Annotated in this window: 14 protein-coding genes; 6 read left to right on the top strand and 8 right to left on the bottom strand. The window is 67.4% G+C overall.

Features of this window, described 5'->3' with window-relative positions:
• Nucleotides 1-22 precede the first annotated feature (22 nt).
• Nucleotides 23-556 carry a helix-turn-helix domain-containing protein gene (locus ACGFNN_RS00950; RefSeq protein ID WP_362547096.1) on the bottom strand — a complete coding sequence of 178 codons (534 nt, stop codon included), beginning with the start codon at nt 554-556 and terminating at the stop codon, nt 23-25.
• Nucleotides 557-686: 130 nt separating this feature from the next.
• On the opposite strand from ACGFNN_RS00950, the gene ACGFNN_RS00945 reads away from it, so the two are divergent.
• From ACGFNN_RS00945 to ACGFNN_RS00935, 3 genes are all read left to right on the top strand, one after another.
• On the top strand, nt 687-2,090 hold the full coding sequence (locus ACGFNN_RS00945; RefSeq protein ID WP_393551647.1) for an MFS transporter: 1,404 nt from the start codon (nt 687-689) through the stop codon (nt 2,088-2,090).
• A gap of 73 nt (nt 2,091-2,163) precedes the next feature.
• Nucleotides 2,164-3,171 (top strand): SEC-C domain-containing protein, encoded by a 1,008-nt coding sequence (locus ACGFNN_RS00940; protein WP_393551645.1) that lies wholly within the window; start codon nt 2,164-2,166, stop codon nt 3,169-3,171.
• A 193-nt stretch (nt 3,172-3,364) separates the two neighbouring features.
• Nucleotides 3,365-3,571, top strand: a complete 207-nt coding sequence (locus ACGFNN_RS00935) for a DUF4287 domain-containing protein (RefSeq protein ID WP_393551643.1) — start codon at nt 3,365-3,367, stop codon at nt 3,569-3,571.
• Nucleotides 3,572-3,670: 99 nt separating this feature from the next.
• Here the strand turns inward: ACGFNN_RS00935 and ACGFNN_RS00930 are convergent, their stop codons facing one another.
• Nucleotides 3,671-6,058 carry a SpoIIE family protein phosphatase gene (locus ACGFNN_RS00930; protein ID WP_393551641.1) on the bottom strand — a complete coding sequence of 796 codons (2,388 nt, stop codon included), beginning with the start codon at nt 6,056-6,058 and terminating at the stop codon, nt 3,671-3,673.
• A 273-nt stretch (nt 6,059-6,331) separates the two neighbouring features.
• Complete coding sequence (locus ACGFNN_RS00925) at nt 6,332-6,496, bottom strand: hypothetical protein (RefSeq protein WP_393551639.1); 165 nt, start codon at nt 6,494-6,496, stop codon at nt 6,332-6,334.
• Between the two features lie 317 nt (nt 6,497-6,813).
• Here ACGFNN_RS00925 and ACGFNN_RS00920 point away from each other — a divergent pair, with 317 nt between their 5' ends.
• The 3 genes from ACGFNN_RS00920 (at nt 6,814) to ACGFNN_RS00910 (ending at nt 11,978) form a co-directional block, all read left to right on the top strand.
• On the top strand, nt 6,814-8,343 hold the full coding sequence (locus ACGFNN_RS00920) for an ATP-binding protein (protein ID WP_393551637.1): 1,530 nt from the start codon (nt 6,814-6,816) through the stop codon (nt 8,341-8,343).
• A 50-nt stretch (nt 8,344-8,393) separates the two neighbouring features.
• Nucleotides 8,394-11,324, top strand: a complete 2,931-nt coding sequence (locus ACGFNN_RS00915; protein ID WP_393551635.1) for a Z1 domain-containing protein — start codon at nt 8,394-8,396, stop codon at nt 11,322-11,324.
• A gap of 198 nt (nt 11,325-11,522) precedes the next feature.
• Nucleotides 11,523-11,978, top strand: coding sequence for a very short patch repair endonuclease (locus ACGFNN_RS00910; RefSeq protein ID WP_393551633.1), 456 nt, complete (start codon nt 11,523-11,525; stop codon nt 11,976-11,978).
• Here the strand turns inward: ACGFNN_RS00910 and ACGFNN_RS00905 are convergent, their stop codons facing one another.
• From ACGFNN_RS00905 to ACGFNN_RS00885, 5 genes are all read right to left on the bottom strand, one after another.
• A complete protein-coding gene (locus tag ACGFNN_RS00905) occupies nt 11,979-13,232 on the bottom strand; it encodes a DNA cytosine methyltransferase (protein WP_393551631.1) in 1,254 nt (417 codons plus the stop codon). It abuts the gene before it with no gap.
• Nucleotides 13,233-13,378: 146 nt separating this feature from the next.
• Nucleotides 13,379-14,092: a protein NO VEIN domain-containing protein gene (locus ACGFNN_RS00900; protein WP_393551629.1), complete on the bottom strand. Its 714-nt coding sequence runs from the start codon at nt 14,090-14,092 to the stop codon at nt 13,379-13,381.
• A gap of 151 nt (nt 14,093-14,243) precedes the next feature.
• Entirely contained in the window at nt 14,244-16,076 is a 1,833-nt protein-coding gene (locus ACGFNN_RS00895; protein ID WP_393551627.1) for a DEAD/DEAH box helicase, read from the bottom strand.
• Nucleotides 16,073-17,497, bottom strand: coding sequence for a transcriptional regulator (locus ACGFNN_RS00890; RefSeq protein WP_393551625.1), 1,425 nt, complete (start codon nt 17,495-17,497; stop codon nt 16,073-16,075). The genes ACGFNN_RS00895 and ACGFNN_RS00890 overlap by 4 nt, the downstream gene beginning before the upstream one ends.
• Before the next feature lie 86 nt (nt 17,498-17,583).
• Complete coding sequence (locus ACGFNN_RS00885) at nt 17,584-18,258, bottom strand: HNH endonuclease (RefSeq protein ID WP_393551623.1); 675 nt, start codon at nt 18,256-18,258, stop codon at nt 17,584-17,586.
• Nucleotides 18,259-18,898: the final 640 nt, after the last annotated feature.

Raw genomic sequence — 18,898 nt, 5'->3', positions numbered from 1 at the left:
GTTCGAATGTCTCCTTCATTCGTTATACACGATCGGCGTCCAGTGGCTGCAGGAGACGGCGGGGAGCGAGGAGCGCGCGGCTGACCGGGTCGTCGGGGTCGAGGTCGAGTCCGTCGCCGGGGCGCATCTCGATGTCCTCCAGCGGCACAGCGGCGCGGGCGCAGGCCGGGCACTGCCCGTAGGCCCCGAGTTCGGTGCCGCACTCCGCGTGGACGAAGAGGCGCATGGGGCGGGTGCCCTCGATGTGCTCACGGCCCCAGAGCCCGAGGGAGCGCACGGTCGGCCAGAGTGCTTTTCCGCTCTCGGTCAGGACGTACTCGTCGCGCGGGGGTGCCTCCTGGTAGCGCCGCCTGGCCAGGACCCCGGCCTCGGTGAGCGCCTGGAGGCGGGTGGCGAGGACCGCGCGGGGGACGCCGAGGTGGACGAGGAAGTCGTTGTAGCGGCGCACGCCGTAGAAGGCGTCCCGCACCACCAGCAGCGTCCAGCGCTCCCCCACCACCTCGAGTGCGCGGGCGATGGAGCACTGCTGGGCCGCGTAGTCCTTGCCGAGAGCCATGGGCACCACTTTACCTCTGTCAGTTCGATGAACGAACTCACTCGTGCTAGCGTGAGCCACACAGTGAGTTCGTTCATCGAACCTTCACCTCCGGTCCGTACCCGGGCCGGGCCGCCCCCGGAGGGACTCCATGACCCAGCAGCCCGTGCGGACCGTCGCTCCCCCCGTGCGACGGCCGGCAGGTCCCGCCCCCGCGCACCGGCCCGGCGCGACGCTCGCGGTGACCAGCGCCGCCACGACGATCGCCCTGATGAACTACACGGCGCCCATGGCGGCGCTGCCCGCGCTCTCCGCGGCCTTCGCCACCCCGCCGTCCGCCCAGGCCTGGCTCCTCAACGGGGCGCCGCTCGGTCTCGCGGTGCTGCTGCTCGTCGCGGGCAGCCTCGGCGACGACTTCGGGCGCCGCAGGCTCTTCCTCGTCGGCGTCCTCGGGCTGGGCGTCACCGCCGCGCTCGGCTCCCTCACCACCGGCACCCTCGGCTTCACCCTCGCCCGCGCCGGGCAGGGTGCGGCGAGCGCCGCGATCCTGGCCACCAGCCTCGGCCTGCTGGTCGGCGCATACCCGGCGGGTCACACACGGATCAGGGCGATGGGCGTGTGGGGGGCCTTCGTGAGTGCCGGGATCGCCCTCGGCCCCCTCCTGGCCGGCTCGCTCGGCGCCGTCGACTGGCGCCTGACGTACCTGGCCCTCGGCCTCGGCGCACTCGTGACAGCGGCGTTCGCCCGCCGCACGCTCACCGAGTCCCGCGCGCCACGCCCGGGCCGCCCCGACCTGGCCGGCGCCGCGGTGCTCGGCCTCGCGATGGTCGCCCTGCTCACCGCCCTCACCCTCGGCCGGGACGGGTGGCTGCGTACACCGGTCGTACTGCTGCTGCTCGCCACGCTCGTCCTGACCGCCGTGTTCGCCGCCGTGGAGCGCAGGGCCGCCGCCCCGCTGATCGCCCTGTCGCTGTTCCGCAGCCGTGCCTTCCTCGCGGCGTCGGCGGGCGGTCTCTTCACCGGGCTCTCGGTGATCGGCCTGTTCAGCTATCTGCCGACCCTGCTCCAGCACTCCCTGGCCCTCTCGGCGCTCGACTCGGCATGGCTGTTCCTGCTCTGGTCCGGTACGTCGTTCGTCGTGGCCCTGCAGTCACGGCGGCTGGCCGGCCGGGTGGCGGCGCGGCATCAGCTGGCGGCCGGTTTCGCGCTCCACGCGGTGGCGGTGCTGCCGATGCTCGGAACGCTGACCGGCGCGCCCGGCGGTACGGGCGCCTCGGTGTGGTGGCGGCTCGTCCCCGCCCTGGTCGTGGCGGGCGCGGGCAGCGGTCTGATCAACGCGGCACTGCCCCGCCTCGCCGTCGACTCCGTACCTCCGGAGCGGGCGGCGATGGGGTCGGGAGCGAACAACACGGCCAGGTATCTCGGTTCGTCGGCCGGGGTGGCCCTGACCATCTCGGTGGCGGCGACCCCCGCGGGAGTCGACGGGGCGCTCCTGCTGTCGGCGGCCATGGGGCTGCTGGCCACGGTGGGGGTGCTGTTGCTGCGGGAGCGCTGAGTGCCCTCGCCTCCACCGGCGCTCCGGCCCACTCCCTCTCACCTCCCGCCCGTCCCGCAGTACGGTGTGGTCCATGCGCCCCGACACGCCTGCCGACCACATCACCGAAGCCGAGCGCCTGCTCCGCGCCGCGGCGCAGTACCCCGATGACCACGAGCCGCTGTTCCTGCAGGCAGCGGCCCATCTGGAACTCGCCGGTGAGCGCGCCCGCGCGAGCACCCTCTACGACGAGCTGCTGACCTCCGCCGAGATCCCCGTCGAACACCCGCATCTGGTGAAGGCGCTGAAGGCGTCCAACCTGTGGGAGTACGGCCACGAGGCGGAGGCCCGCGCGATCATCGACGGCATCCGTGCCGCGGGCCCCCTCGACGCGGCTCCGTGGGAGGTCGCCGCCGAGACCCTGGAGGCGCACGACGAGCTGGAGGCGGCCCACGACTTCTTCTCGACGGCGCTGACGCTCCTGCTCGCCCCCGGCGAGGAGGTCCCCTATGCGACGCAGTCCCTGCTGACCGGTCGGCACCGGGTGCGCAGGCTGATGGGCGTCGAGCACGACGCCTGGGACGAACTGGCCGGCGCCCTGCACACCGCAGCCGTACCCCTCGACGAGCTGCACGACCCGAAGCGGCTCTGGTCCCTCGGCTCCTCCGACCCGGGCGAGCTGCGGGCCGAGATCACCAGGCTCCGTGCCGAACTGGGCAGCTACCGCACGGCGTTGTCACGGCCGTTCCCGGTCGCCGTGCTGCTCTGGCCCGAGGAGGAGCTGCGCGAGCTCCTGACGGCCTACCCCGGGCTCTCCCAGGAGTACGTCTCGTACGCGGACCACCTGGCTTCCCTGGAGGCCGCGTTGCGGGACCTGCACGCGGCGGGCACCCCCAATCTCGGCATCGTCGCGGGCACGGTCCCCTCCTACGAGGCGTTCGCCGCGTCGGAGGCCTCGTCCCCGTCCGACCCGAACCTGCTCCCCCAGTACGCGACGACGCTGGCGGCCCGCGGCAGGGCCGTCCCGTGGCCCCCCGCGCGCAACGCGGCCTGCTGGTGCGGCTCGGGTCAGCAGTACCGCGAGTGCCACGGGACGGACTGAGTCGGGCCCCGGCCTGGAACCCGGCCGCCGGAATGAGGCTGCCGGAATCCCCCGGCGGCCGATGAGTTCCGCTCCCACCACCGGTCCAACAACCTGACGGCGCCGGGAACGGCCGGTGTTCCCCGGGTGACCAGGGGACGCCGGCGTCCGGCGCTCCAGGACCGACCGACGGATGATGGGACGGACACGAGACATGGCCGCAGCAGTCAAGGGACCCGCCAGCTACTTTCCCTCGATCGAGAAGAAGTACGGCCGTCCGGTCGCGGAGTGGAAGGACCTCATCCGATCCTCGGACCTGACCCGCCACATGGAGCTGGTCGCCTGGCTCAAGACGGAACACGGAATGGGCCACGGCCACGCCAACGCCCTGGTCGCCCACACCCTGGCGGAGGGCTCGTAAGGTCTGTCGGTGATCCGTGTTCCGTGATTCCGGGCCGGGCAGGCGGACGGGTCCGGGTGCGGGCTGCGGCTGCGGGCGGAAGACCGGTGCGGGGCGCGATCAGCCGGGGCTGCCCGCCTCACCGGGTTGGTCTTCGCCCGTCTCACCCTCGCCGTCCTCCTCCCCCTCCCCGACGGCTTCGCCGGCCGGGCCCTCGCCGCGCGGGATGGTCTGCTCCGACCAGACGATCTTGCCCTCGGAGGCGAACCGGGTGCCCCACAGGGAGGCGAGCTGGGAAATGATGAACAGGCCCCGTCCGCCCTCGTCCACCGCCCCGGCGTACTTCATGTACGGGGCGGTACTGCTGCTGTCCCGGATCTCGCAGGTCAGCCCGCGATCCAGGATCAGGCGCAGCTTCACCGGCGGGCTGCCGTAGCGCACGGCGTTTGTCACCAGCTCGCTCACGATCAGCTCCGTCGCCTCACCGGTGTCGGCGCCGACCTGCCAGTCGGCGAGCGTCTTGGAGGTCAGGCGGCGCGCGGTCGCCGGCGCCGTCTTGTCGTAGGGGAGCTCCCAGGTGGCGTAGCGGTCCGAGGGCATGGCGCGGGCACGGGCGAGGAGTACGGCGGCGCCACGCAGCTCCGGGGTGTCGGGAAGCGCGTACGCGATCGCGTCGCAGATCTCCTGGAGCGACCGCTCCGGGCTGCTCAGCGCCCGGCTCATCGCCTCACCGGGCACCGCGTACCGGTCGACGGCGCTGGTGTGAAGCGCGACCATGCTGCCTTCCGCGAGCGGGAAGGAGACCGCTGCGACGGGTCCACGATCCGTCGCTCCGAGCAAGGGTCCCGCGACGACCTCGATGACCTGCACGGAACCGTCCGGCTCGACGACCAGCGGCGCGGTGTGGCCCGCCGAGGCGAGGGTGCAGGTGCCGGCGAACGGGTCGTACACGGCGTACGTACAACTGCCTTCCAGCCGCTCCCGGTGCAGCGGATCACTCTCCGGCAGCTGCATCCGCTCCTCCGCCAGCCGGGCCGCGGTGTCGTAGACGCGCGCCAGCAGTTCGTCCGGTTCCAGATCGAGCGCGGCGAGGGCGTGGACGACCGTGCGCAGCTGCCCCATGGCGGTGGCTCCCTGGATGCCGCGTTCGTACACCTCGCCGATCACCAGCGCGGTCCGGGCCCCCGAGAGCGCGATCGTGTCGAACCAGACGGCCGGCCCCACACCCGGCAGCACCAGGCTGTCCGTCTCCACGGCCGGCTGGGGCACGGTCCGCTGCGGCATCAGCCTGCGCTGGAGCGCGCTGGCGATGGTGTACTCGTGGATGTAGCGGCGGGCGTTGTCGATGCCGAGCGCGGTGCGGGAAGCCATCGCCTCCACCACCGGAATGTCCTCCTCGGTGTACGGATCGGATTCGCCGCAGCGGTACAGCGTCAGCAGCCCGAGCACCGATCCGCGCAGTGTGATCGGTGCCAGCAGGAGCGTGTGCGCCCCGATCTCCCGGATCGAGCGCGCCCTCGCGGGGTCGGAGCCCAGCCAGGTGGCACCGTCCAGCGGTACGACACGGGGCCGCAGGTCGGTCAGGGTCCGCTGGAACGGCGTACCGTAAGGCACCGCCCGCACGTCACCGACCGGGTGGGCGGGCACATTGCTCCCCGCGTACGCGGCGCGGTGCAGCGGAACGCTCCTGCCGAGTGGGCCCGGCGGCTGTGTGTCGCCCCTCAGGACGGTGTCGACGACCTCGACGGCCCCGACGTCGGCGTAGTCCGGCACCAGCGCGTCGACGAGATCACGGCAGGTTGCCTCGATGTCCAGGGTGCGGCCCACCGTGCCACGCACCGCTTCCAGCGCACGTCCCCGGTCCTGGGTCCGTGCCCGTGCGGTGACGTCACGCACGAAGACGAGCAGCCCCAGCACCGAATTCTCGTCGTTCGGGCCCGCCCCGCGGTTCACCTCCAGCCGGAACGCCGTCACCTCGAAGGCGTGCCGCGCCCCGGCGTAGGCGTGCGGGCGCGCCTCGAACACCTGGTCCATGATCGCCACACCGGTGCGCAGGAGTTCCCTCAGAACCCCCTCCGCGGCGTCCGGGTCCTCGAAGGGGCACACGTCGCGGAACGGCTGCCCGCGCAGCCGCGCGGACTCGTCGACGTCACGGTCGGCGGAGGAGTCGCTGACCCGCAGGATCCGGAACTCCGGATCCAGTACGTAGGTGTTCACACGCACCTGCGTGAACAGCACATCCAGCAGGACACCGTCCAGCGTGCCGGCGTCCCCCTCCGCGGCCGCCCGGAACGCCCAGTCGGCCGCTCCCACGGGTTCCAGCCGCATCCCGGCGGCGACCGGCCCCTCCCCCTCCTGCGACGACCGCGCGCCGTCCAGGGCCAGCACGTCCATCACGCGCATGCCCACCACATCGGCCGTGGCCACCCCGAAGCGCTGCTCGGCCTCCCGGCTCCACCCGGTGACCAGCCCGGCGGCGTCCACCACCATCAGCGGCGCATCAGCCATGAACCCAGCTCCTTCGCCCCCCACCACGGCACCCGGGACCGAGCCACCGCCCACGACGACACGTACGCAGACCAGCATCGCCCGGGGGCGGGGTGGGCGCGACCGGAGGGGGCGGTGGTGGCCGGGGCCGGCCTGGGTGCTCGGCGGTGGCATCGGACCGCCGCTCACGAAGGAGCGCCGAGGTCGGCCCCGGACACCGTCCGAGAGGGGCCCCACCGGCCGCGCCGGCGGTGACTACCCTCACCGGGCCGGGCTGGACCGCCCCGGCCGGCCTCAGTCCCCGATCTCGATGTCCAGAACACTGACCTTCGCCGGTCGGCCGGAACCACTGACAGTGACGAGGATCGGGCTCTTGCCCGGCACCCCGTCGGACTTCTTGACGAGCTCACGCAGGTCGTCGAGGGTGATCTCCTTGCCGCTCCTGGGTTTCAAATGCACGCTCACAGGTGACATCGACTCATCTCTCCCGTAGAGGACTACCCACCCATCCGTGCCCAACCCGGTTGCCCGGCAAGCGTTTTGACGGACTCGAGGCGCTACCCGGGCCCCGACCAAGGCGGCTGCCGGCCCGGCCCCAAGCGGATCCGCGCCGGACCGAGGAACCCGATCCGTCCCATCCCTGTAACAGCCCTGGCCGAATTCGCACCGGATTCAGTTTCATGTCGCACCTTTGCAATACCATCACATTCAACAAGTCAGCTTCCGGGCCAACTCACCCCCACGCAGGCCCCGTTCCTCAGCGCGAGGAGGCCCTCATGCCGCCCTATCAGCCGTCCTCGGACTGGCAGTACGAGATCCCGACGACCGGCAGCAAGCGGCTGCCACCCGCGGCTCGTTACGTCGAGTCGCTGACGCACCAGGGATACGGGTTCGAGGCGGCGATCGCCGACCTGGTCGACAACTCCATCGACGCGGGTGCCCGCAACGTCGTCATCAGCTTCCTGCGGGACGAGGACCGTCTGGTCGGCCTGCTCGTGGTCGACGACGGCCGGGGCATGGACGACGCGACGCTCGACACGGCGATGACCGTGGGTGGCCGTCAGGAGTACGGGGACAACGCGCTGGGTCACTTCGGGGCCGGACTGAAGGCGGCCTCCCTCTCCCACGCTGATTCGCTGACGGTGATCAGCCGGACCAAGCGCAGCCCGTCCACCGGCCGCAGGTGGCTGACGGCCCGTGCCCAGGCCGATTTCACCTGCGACATCGTGGACCCCGGCTACTGCCAGAAGCTCGTCGACCGGTACGACGGCCTGATCGAGTGGCACGGCACCATCGTCCGCTGGGACAACGTCCGTGCCTTCGACACCATCACCACCGGCCAGACGGACCGCTATCTCGACGACGCGATCGAGAAGTTGGAGACCCACCTCGGGCTCCATCTCCACCGCTTCCTGGCGGGGGACTCCTTCAACGTCGACATCGTCGTCGAGGACGTCACCACCAAGGAGGAGCTCGACCACCGGGGAGTCGAGCCGATCGACCCGTTCGGCTACCGGGTGCCCGGTCGCGCCGGCTATCCGCGCACGTACCACGCCCCGGTCGAGGGCGTCGGCAAGGTGGAACTGACCGCGCACATCTGGCAGCCCAAGTCCCCGTTGGTCAGCTTCCGAGGGATCGGGTCGCTCGCCGAGCGGCAGGGCTTCTACATCTACCGCAACAACAGGCTCGTGCAGGCGGGCGGCTGGAACAGCACCCGCAGTCCCGAGGGACACCTGGCGCTGGCCCGTATCGCCATCGACCTGCCGGGCAAGCCGAACGACGTCTTCAGCCTCACGGTCAAGAAGGACGGCGTGACGGTCACCCCGGCCTTCGCCCGTGGACTGGAGCAGGCCGAGGACCCGGCGGGCCACACGTTCGCCGAGTACGTCCAGGAGGCGCAGACGACGTATCGGGAGGCCGCGAAGCGAGTCACCGAGGTGACCCGCGAGGCTGTCATCCCGGCCGGCAAGGGCGTGGACCCGAAGCTGCGCCGGACCCTGCGGGACGAGCTGCCCGAGCTCAAGGGCGAGGACCCCATCACTTTCCGATGGGCGTCCCTCGCGCCGGAGCTGTTCTTCGAACTCGACCGCGAGACGCGCGAGATCAGGCTCAACAAGCAGTACCGGACAGCCTTCAACGGCGGGCGCAGAGGCGGGCTCAACGACGCTCCGGTCGTGAAGAGCATGCTCTACCTCATGGTCGAGGAGATCTTCCAGAAGTCCCGGGTCACGGCCGTACGCACGGACAAGATCGCGCTGTGGAACAGCGTCCTGGTGACTGCCGCGCAGTGCGAGATGTCCCGCTGACACCCTCGGCATCCCTTTACCCGCCCCACCTCCGAGAAAGCCGCTCCGCCATGACCGACCACCTGTTCAACCTGCACGGCGATGTGCTCGCCGCCATGCGACGTGGCCCGAAGGCGTTCGCGAAACTGGCCTTCGTCCTCTCCGACGCCGACGAACCCGCGGACACCTATGTCGGCCATTTCCACGACCGGATCGTCGGCGCCGGACCGGGGGACGAACTCACCGCGCTCTGGCACCGCACCCTGACCGCCTGGGACCTGGCCGAGCAGGCCGACTGGTCGGACGCCCCGGCCCGCACGGACGCCCGCCGTGCCGACATCTACGACCGCCTCGGCTTCGGTCCGGACCTGCGCAAGGCGCTCGACGAGGCGGTACCGGTCTTCAAGGAGCCCGGAGCGACGGTCATCAGCAAGGAGTTCACCTCCTGGTACTCCCGGGACACGGCGGCGGCCCGGGCCTTCTACTGGAACTCGTACGAGCAGATGCTCCGCAGGAAGGGCTGGTCCGACTCGGCGGTCGCGAGCCTCGACGAGGCGAGCCACTCGGTGGTGGAACGCCTCTCCGACCCGACGCGCCCCGAGGCGTACGGTGCGCGGGGCCTGGTCGTGGGCTACGTCCAGTCGGGCAAGACGGCCAACTTCACCGGTGTCACGGCAAAGGCGATCGATGCCGGCTACCGCCTGGTGATCGTGCTCGGCGGCACCCTGAACCTGCTGCGCGACCAGACCCAGCGCCGTCTGGACATGGAGCTGATAGGCCAGGAGAACATCCTGCGCGGCGTCGACCCGTCGGACACCGACGCACTGGTCGGCGTCGACTACCAGGACGACGAGGACTGGCCGGGGAAGTTCGTCAGCCACGGGGCCAGGCCCTCGACGCTGGGCTTCTTCGACATCGAGCGCTTCACCACGCGCGGCACGGACTACCTGGGACTCCAGAGCGGCATCCGCGCCCTGGAGTTCGAGAAGCAGGACCGCACCCGGCCACTGCACGATCCGGCCAACCTCCACCACGCCGCGGCGCGCCTGATGGTGGTGAAGAAGAACAAGTCCGTACTGGAAAAACTGATCAAGGACCTCAAGAAGATCGGGCCGATCCTGGCCGAGATTCCGACGCTGATCATCGACGACGAGTCCGACCAGGCTTCGGTGAACACGACCAACCCGAAGAAGTGGGAGGACGGCAAGGTCGAGCGCAAGGCCATCAACGGTCTGATAAGCCAGCTCCTCGGGCTCCTCCCCCGGGCCCAGTACGTCGGTTACACAGCGACCCCGTTCGCCAACGTCTTCGTCGATCCGGGGGACGAGGAGGACATCTTCCCCCGTGACTTCCTGATCTCCCTCCCTCGGCCGACCGGCTACATGGGTGTCCAGGACTTCCACGACCTCGAGTCCGAAGGGACGGCCGAGGAGACCCACGTACGCGGCATCTACGACAGCACCGGCGACCGCCTCCAGGAGGCTCTGGACTCCTTCGTCCTCACCGGTGCGCTGAAGCTGTACCGGGTGGACCACGGCGTGCCGGAGGGCGCGTTCCGCCATCACACGATGCTGGTCCACGAATCGGTGCTCCAGAGTGAACACGCTGCCCTGGCCCTCCGTATCAACTCCATGTGGCACCGGTCGGCCTACACCGGACAGGAAGGCCACAGGCGGCTCGCGGCGCTCCTGGAGGCGGACTTCCGGAAGTACGCGGACGAGGACCTGCCCGTGCCCTCCTCGTACGAGGAGCTGAAGCCGTACGTCTCCCGGGCTCGGCAGCTGATCAACTCCGGCGGCGAGCCGGTGATCATCGTCAACGGGGCCACCGAGCGCGACTACGAGCAGCCCGAGCTCGATTTCGACCGCACCCCACACGTGTGGAAGATCCTCGTCGGCGGCACCAAGCTCGCCCGCGGCTTCACCGTCGAGGGCCTCACCATCACCTACTACCGCCGCCCCGCCCAGCAGGCCGACACCATGATGCAGATGGGCCGCTGGTTCGGCTTCCGCCCGAACTACCGCGACCTGGTCCGCCTGTACATCGGGCGCGAGGTGCCCATGGGCAAGAAGAAGACCGTCGACCTGTACGAGGCCTTCGAGGCGATCTGCCGCGACGAGGAGACCTTCCGCACCCAGCTCACCCGCTACTCCGCGCTGGTCGACGGCAAACCCCAGGTCACCCCGGCCCAGATCCCGCCGCTGGTCTCGCAGCACCTGTCCTGGCTCAGGCCGGCGGCCCGCAACAAGATGTTCAACGCCGAGCTGGTGGAGATCCGCTCGCCGGGGCAGTGGGTGGAGCCGACGGCCTACCCGACGAGCGCGGCGGATCTGCGGCACAACGCGGAGGTGTGGCTGCCCGCTCTGAACGCTTTGGAGCAGGACAATTCCGTCTTCGTTACCCTCTCCGAGGACGACCGGGGCAGCTACATCCGATACCAGGCAAAGACCGCGGTGCTTGCGCACGATCAGCTGCTCGGCATCATGAGCACCCTGGTCTGGGGGCGTCCGGAGCTCATCGAGCCCCACCTCACGTACCTCAAGGACAAGAGCGAATCAGGCTGTGCAACAGACGACTGGGTGCTCATCCTGCCGCAGACATCTGGAGTGACCAGCACGGCGGCGGGCATTCTCGGCTCCCAGCCGCTCACCCTGGTACAGCGTGGCCGGAATACTCGTGGAGTCTTCAACCGCATCTCCGGTGTCTCTCACCGACAGTCCGCAGAACGTATCGCCGGACTCCGTGCACAGAGCGAAGACGACCCCTACGCTTCGCGGCTCCGCCAACCGCGACGCGGGGCTGTGCTTCTCTACCCCGTCGTCGATCCTGAGCTGGGCAATCCATCAGACCTTCTGGCCGCAGGGAGCATCGATCCCGCAAAGGTCGTCTTGGCGGCTGCATTCATCCCTGCCTCTGACCCGCGGGACAAGCCCGTGCCCTGCCTCCGCTTCCGGGCAATCGATTCGACGCGCCGTGAAGAGCCGACTACAGAATCGAAGTAGCGTTCGCCCGCGAGGACGCTCCTGGCTCCTGGCCCGCCACCACCACACGTGGTGGCAGCCAGGAGCCCCGATCGGGCAGACAAAGGGCACGCTGCATCAGCCTGATGGCCTGCGCGACAATCGCAGTACTGACCGACGCGAGTCGGGCGGCCGGGTGAGCATCCCCGAAAGTCCGCAGGTGTCAAGGAGGAGGCGACAATGCCGGAACCCGAGCCCTGGGTCCCACCTGAGGGTTCATGGGCTTCCTCCGCTGCCAGACGTCGGAATATGCAGGCGATCCGGAGCCGCGACACAAAGCCGGAGCAGTCGATCCGTCGACTCGTCCACGCCAGCGGCTTGCGCTACCGCGTTGCCGCGAAGCCGCTCCCAGACCTTCGTCGCACTGCTGACCTGGTATTTCGCCCGGCAAAGGTAGCGGTGTTCATAGACGGCTGCTACTGGCACGGCTGCCCCGAGCATTACGTCTCGCCCAAGACGAACCCCGGTTACTGGTCCGACAAAGTCGCCCGGAACATGGCCCGCGACCGTGACACTGACCAACGCCTCAAGGAAGCTGGCTGGCTCGTCATGCGCTTCTGGGAACACGAGGACTCGGGCGCCTGCGCGCAGACGATCGTCAATACCGTCCGGGCACGGCGAGCAATTCCCACATAGCTATGCCTGTGTCGGATCATCACGCTCGTGGGCAGCACTGAGCACATCGGCAATTGCTCTACCGACCGCCTCCGCAACGGGCGGGGGAAAGGCATTTCCTACCTGACGATACTTTGCCGTCTTGCCGCCAGTAAAATTCCATTCAGGCGGAAAACCTTGAATAATGGCCGCTTGTTCAACCGTCAGCATTGGCCCGTCTTCGCCAAACAGGTCACGCCCTTGACTTTTCTTTTTCTTACCCTCTTCGTAGCCGTTGGCCACACCCATACCCGACACACCCAGCTGCTTCCAGGCAGCCTTTGCACGACTCGGCCCGAGGTCCGCTCCTCCATGCTTCTTGGACCCGCCGACGAGCGTGGGTGCAATCCCACCATCTTTTTTCGTCATAGCAGCTGAAGACGCATACTCTTTCCACCTGTCAAGACACCGCCGTGCAGTGTCCGCCAACCCTTCATCGGCGTTCAAATACGGCTTATAGCGCTCTTCCATCGAAGCCTTGAGTGCATCAAAAACACTCCTGGGAGCACTGACAGGCGTGGGCCAAACGAATTTAATATCACCCAGAACATCTTTTTTGATCGCAACAAGGATTGCACGAGGCCTCAACTGTGGGACCCCAAAATCGCTGGCTTCAAGAACGTCCCACTCGCACACCTCATAACCCAGACCGGGGAAATGTTCCTCGACTCCGGTCTCAGGACGCCGGGCCAGCCCACCCTTCAGGCGAGCCTGAATATAAGTGCGGTATTCCTCAAATTTCGAATCCTTGATACCGCGCACATTTTCAATCATCACGGCTTTTGGGTGCAGCTCTTCGACAAGCGCCAACATGCGCGGAAAGAGGTCTCTCTCGTCGTCCTTGCCCAGCTGCTTGCCCGCATGCGAAAACGGGGGGCACGGGACTCCTCCAGCGAGTAGATCAAGCCTCCCCTTCGCGAGAGGGCCGCCCAGGAATTTCACCGGCTTGTTCAGGCCGGACAGCGGGTTCCTCTTATCAGGGAGCGGAAGGAAGTCATTCACGTCGCCGGAGATAACGTCGCAGTACTCTCGCTCCCAGCTCCACCCTTCCAGGAGCCTGATGTTCTCCCTCAGGGTCTGCACCGCATGCGGGTCGATCTCCACCAGCGCCAAGTGCTTGAAGCCCGCCTGGTGGAGGCCGATGGCCTGGCCCCCCGCGCCCGCACAGATCTCGATCGAGGTAAGCACGTGGTCGCTAGGACCCTTCGGATCCTCTGGGCGGGGCTGCGCGGCCATCGGCTTCGACTCCTCTTCGTAGGCCTGGCGGGACAGGTAAGTGTCGCACCCTCATACGACAGCCAGCCCCGCTCTTACCCCTCACCGCCACAGCCACCCGGCCGGGCTTCGGCAGTCCTAGTGAGTGCCGCGACGTTCCAACGCGTTCACACTCCGGCTCGCTGGCAGCACTGTCTGTCGTCCAGGGGACCGAAACCGGCCTTGTTCCCCGGCTGGAGCCTACCTGGGGGAGACGGCAGTTGGAGCGCCAATGAGCCGTCCGTAAACCTTCCAGGCGGCTGTCTGCAGGCCCACGCGAACGGAGACAGAAACAGCGATGGCGAGATCAGCCGCCACGTATCCATGACGAGCCCCGGTTGAATGGCCTCCGACGGGACCTCCAACCGGACAGATTCCCAGCGCCCGCGCTGCACCTGGTCCACTGGGGCTGCCGAGCAGAGCCAGCCCCTGTCCACGGTGGCGACGCTCAGTGCCTCCCCATCGCGGCCCACCAGCACCGCGGCCAGACACCATTGGGCATCGGCCGTCATGACCTCGTACTCGTGCCGTGAGAGGTGGATAACCAGCCTGGTGGGGTCGGTGGTCGATTTGACCTCAACATGCGCCTTCTCAGCCAGGTCCCCCGACGCGGCTATGTCATATCCGTATGCGTCCGACTCCGCAGACACGTGCCTGACCTGCGATACACCGCATTCCCGCAGAAGCCGGATAAGGGCTTGTTCCCCGGCTCGGCCGACCGCTCTTCTCGCCTCCTCCGCGTCCGCGCTCCACCGAAGCATGGGGACCGCGTTCGCGGAATCCACAGCGGTGAACTCTGCCTCGTTGATATCGACGAGAGGGCGGCCGGCATCGGTCAGCATCCCTGACCGTCTGAGCCACCGGAAGGCTTCCGCATACTGCGCCGGTGTGAGGTCGGCGTAGCGTGGATGGTGAGTGAGGAGGGATCGCACCCGTGGGACGCCGGCGAAGCGCAGCTCGTCCAGCCAGCGAAGCGCCGCCCGGCGCATAGCTTCAGTGAGCGGCGACGGCATCGACGTGCCTGAGGAGTGCGCGAACGTCGGCCATGTCCATACCGGCGGATCCAGATGGCTCTTCCTCCAGGCCTGCCAACTGCTGAACCGAGGGGTCGTCCAGGATTCGCCCCATGAATTCGAGCTTCTCCTCCAGTCTCAGAGCCACCACCTCGTCGATCGTTCCCTCGACGGCCAGCACCGTCACACGTGTCTGAGTACCAGGGGCAAGCCCCAGGCGATGGATGCGGTCCAGGCTCTGAAGGAAGCGTCCCGCCATGAAATCCCTGTCGACGTAGACGGCGTCATGGCAGACATGGTGCAGGCTGATGCCTTCGCCCAAGGTCGCCGGGTTAGAGAGAAGTACGTGGCAGTCAGGGTCCTCACGGAACCTCCTGAGCTGTTCCTCACGGTCTGGGGTGCCACCATGAACGACCGCAGGTTGATACGCGGCGAATAGTCGCTCCATCGTGGTGATGCTGCGGACGAAGGTCGTCCAGACCAGAGTTTTCCTGCCCAGGGACGTATTGGAAGCGACGATCTCAAGAGCTTCCTTGTACTTCGGCGACAGCTCGTGCGCCGGCAGGTTCTGCATGAGCGTGTAGAGGGATTCATCGTGCGGAACAGCGAGCGGCGGAACCTGGTAGTCCAGCGGCTCGAATCTGCTTTCTCCTTCGATGAGCAGGGCCGGGCTTGTAGCAGCCATGAGCAAGCGCAGCATCGCCTTGCCCAGCCCGTCGAAGTCAGCACGCGATGCCTCAGCTCTGGGGGTGAATCGTCCGACGAGTGCGTCATACACCTCTCGGTGCAGATCAGGCATCTGCAGTCGCCGGATCCGCGTCTCGAAGGGGGGAAGCCCCAGTTCACTCTTTGTCGTCCGTGTGAACAGTGGACGCAGGACGGAGCTGGCATGGGCAAGGTCACCACCAGCGACTGCCTGTGTGACTACTCTCCGGCCATGCCCAGGCCATACGAATGACAGCAGATTCTCCAGGTCCCGCGCCCCATTCGGCGCCGGAGTGCCGGTAAGGATCAGCCTGCGGCGGCTGAGCGGGCCCAAGGCCATGCAGGCACTGCCATAGGTGCCCTGAGCGCCCAGCTTCATTCGATGCGCTTCGTCAAGGATGATCATTGAGGGCGAACCCCGCAGCCAGGAGGCCAGCGCCGCCAGATACTTGTCGAGACGCTCGTAATTGACAACGAGAATCTCTGCCCGGAAGTCCGGCTCCTTGCCCATGACGGTAATCACAGGCGGAGCTTTAAAGCAGACCTCGCTCTCTGTCAGCCAGGACTCGTACGCCGACTTCGGGCTCACGACCAGGAGCCGCCGCACTCCACTGCGCTCGCGCATCGCCGCGTACACGGCTAGCCCCACCCGCGTCTTCCCCGCGCCAGGGACGCTGAAGTTGGCCCCGTGCTGAAGCGAGAGCAGACGCGCGATGTCACGCTTCTGGAAGTCCGTAAGCTCAGCCCTCCAGTTGACGCCCAGAGTGGCCTCGACTGCCGCATCGTCCCAAGCTGAAGAAGTTGCGGGAGCCTGGAGTTGATGCTCGGCCTGGTCAGCGTCATCGAGAACGTCGCCGACTAGGGCACTGAGCTCGTCCGCCCAGACCACCGATTCCGGATGGGGCCAATCAGCAAGGACATCAAGACCGACGAGAAAGTCGTCGAGTGACAGTTCCAGGTGGAGACGACCACGCAGGCCGCCCCCAGGAAACCTTGCTGCCAGGCGGTTGAGGTCACTTCGGCAAGGCTCGCTGGCCCGCAGCACAGCCTTCGTGCGCGTCACATCAAAACCAATGTGCAGAGACGATTCCTCCGCCGTCGATGTCACGGCTGCTCCTGCCGGACCGCGTCGCGAAGCCACTCGATCCCCTCGCCTGGAACCGCGATGCATCCGGACGTGGCCCGGGCGAACTTTGTCAGCGTGGTTCGGAGCTTCAGCACCGCTTCGTCCAGCGCCTCCTCATCCAGGCTGCGGGACGCACTCGCCAGCATCATGTCCGTGATGCACTGCTCAACGTCCTGGCATGCGTCGTTGAGCCGGTCCGGAGCGGCTTGCTTCCTCTTGCGTACACGGGCATCCTTACCCGCCGGCTCAAGGGCGTCCTCGACGGCCCGGTGGGCGGCATCGAAGACCGCTGTTGCTCGTTCGGACTGTTCCGCGGGAACCTTCTCCTTCGCGCGGACGACCGCCTTCGCACGCAGGACCGAGTCGGTGAAGGCGCGGGCCGCCGACACCTCTGGCGCCTCGGCCTTGACTGGACGATTGATGCCTGGAATCACGCGGCCGGATGTCTCGGCAGGAGCCGGCTTCAGTTCGTCCGGGAGGCGCTGCTCCAGATACCGCGAACGGAAGTTGGCCTCGATCAGGCGCACGTCGGTCTTGGAGAAGTCCATGACGATGGCAGCCAGCCGACTCTCTTTCAGGAGCTCCGCCTTCCTGGGGTCAGCCTTCACTTCCTTCCCGTAAGCACGGTGCACTTCTCGGAGCTTCTCCTGAGCGTCCTCAAAGTCCAGCAGCCGGAGATGAACGTCCCCCGTAGCCGACCTGTCGCTCAGGTCGCGCAGGCAGGAGAGCACCCAGAGGTCCTGCTCTGCCGTCGACTCCCTGATGCGGAAGTCCCTGGCCACTTCTTTCAGCGGCCGCCCGGCCTCCACCTGCTCGTCGATCGTGAGCAGCCTGTTGATGTACGAATACGGGCGCCGGGTGTCATGGCGAAGCTGCAGAGAGAGCTCGACCTTGTTGATGTCGGCCCAGGTACAGGAGTCGGGCAGCACGGCCACCCGGATGTCTGTGACACCCAGCTCGCGCAGCGCAGCCGCTCTGGTGTTGCCGTTGACCAGGATTCCCTCCCGGGTGATCAGGCCCGGCTCGTTCTGTCGAAAGTCCTTGAGGCTCTGCTGCAGTTCATCAAAGTCCTTGTCCCTCTTGGACGGGTCCGAAGGCTCGGCCTTGAGGAGGTGGTCCAGATAGGACTGGCTCTCATCGCTCCACGGATCCTCGTCCAGCCGGCGATCCCGCTGGATGTCGAAGCTGCGCTGTGCGCGAATCCGATGAGTACCGGGGTTGTAGTAGAGCGAGTCCACTGGCATGTCGATGACCTGCACCACCTGTGGCTTGGTCCGCCACTCAATAGTCAGCGTCTCCTGCAACCCCTCGCCGGCGGCAACTTCACGGAGGCGTTGCTCCACAAGGTCACGGTTCTTGGCCGCGTACGGCGGGAGTCCAAAATCTTCAGCGGTCCTGATCACGATACGTCCTCTTCTGGTTCACGATGAGCGTGCTACCCCTACGGGGATCGCTCGCCAGAGTGATCCCCGTAGGGCCCGACAACTCGCTAGGCCGGCGGCAGTCCCAGTGCCGCCCGGACCTTGTCCCTGGACTCCGCCGGCAAGGTCCGGAAGTGCCCCCAGAGGACTTCCACGGCCCCGAACTCCCTCTCATCTGCGGCAACCCAGTCCGCCAGCAGCTGGCGCTGAAGTCCGCCGAGCCTCGTTACCCGTTGAAGCACGTCATCCAGGTCGGCCTCAAGACCACGCCCCCCCACACGGCACCGGTTGCACTCACTGACCAGCTCGACCCTGGTACTTCCACCGTGCTTCACCTTGCGCCGCGCGATGTCGATCTGTGCCGTCTCGAAAGAGTTCTCATAGGCCTGACCAGGCGAGATCCCGCAGGATCGACAGCGATTTCCGTCCCGGGACAGAACCTTCCGCCGCTCCGTCTCGGTAATGGAGGAACTCTGCCGTGTGGCCTTCACCCAGACAGGCTGCCCCTGCGCGACGAACCGTTGTTCGCTCTGATCGAGCTGGCTGTCATCCCTGTGTGTGTCGATCCGCCAACCGTAATCGCGCAGGTCTCGCACCCTTCGGTCAGCCTGACTGACACCGGGAAACGCGGCCTTGATCTGTTCCTTAGTGAAGACGTTCCCTTCCCCCACCACCGTCACCAGCCACAGAGCAGCGCGCTTCATGGTTCCGAACTTCGTGTCCTGCCAAGAAGGCAGCGTCATCCCGTTCCCCCTCACATCTGGTTCACGACGACCTGCGACGACGTCGTCAGGCAGCCGAAGGTCAGCGATGCCAGTCTGGCCTTCTGGTCCACCACAGGCCAGCCGCAGAGGAGTTTCGAGGGGAGACGGAAAACTATGAGGTGCTGTCAGGAGCTGTCACAGCAACGACAATTGAGGAACCAGCAGGACCGACGCGACACCAGGAGACATCTGTGGCAGTCAGGCCGAGGAAATGGAAAGAGTTGCCCAACAACATCTCCGCAGCTCACCGAGGCTTTGTGACCGCTCTCCGAGACATCCGGAGCTGCAGCCACCGCAATCAAGCTGATATCGCAAGAGATGCGCACCAGGCCCCCACAACCCTGTCGAACCATCTCAATGGCGGCCGTATCCCTGAAGAGGCGCTCTTACGGGACTTCTACCTCGTCATCGAGAAGGACGCCCGGTCCACTGGCCCCCTGCCGCACACCCTGGACGCTCTGCTGGCCATGCGCGCCCATGCCCAGTTGAAGCATTGCGACTGCTGCAGCGTCGGCTTTCCGCGTCCGCCCAGCTCAGCTGCCGGTCCGGCGGTCCGTGAGCAGCCGGCTTCACGCACGCCCCTGCCGCGAGCACGTCACCTTCGCCGCCTCACTCACCT

The sequence above is a fragment of the Streptomyces sp. NPDC048590 genome (assembly GCF_043199535.1).
GTDB lineage: Bacteria > Actinomycetota > Actinomycetes > Streptomycetales > Streptomycetaceae > Streptomyces.
This window is presented reverse-complemented; position numbering and strand designations above follow the sequence as displayed.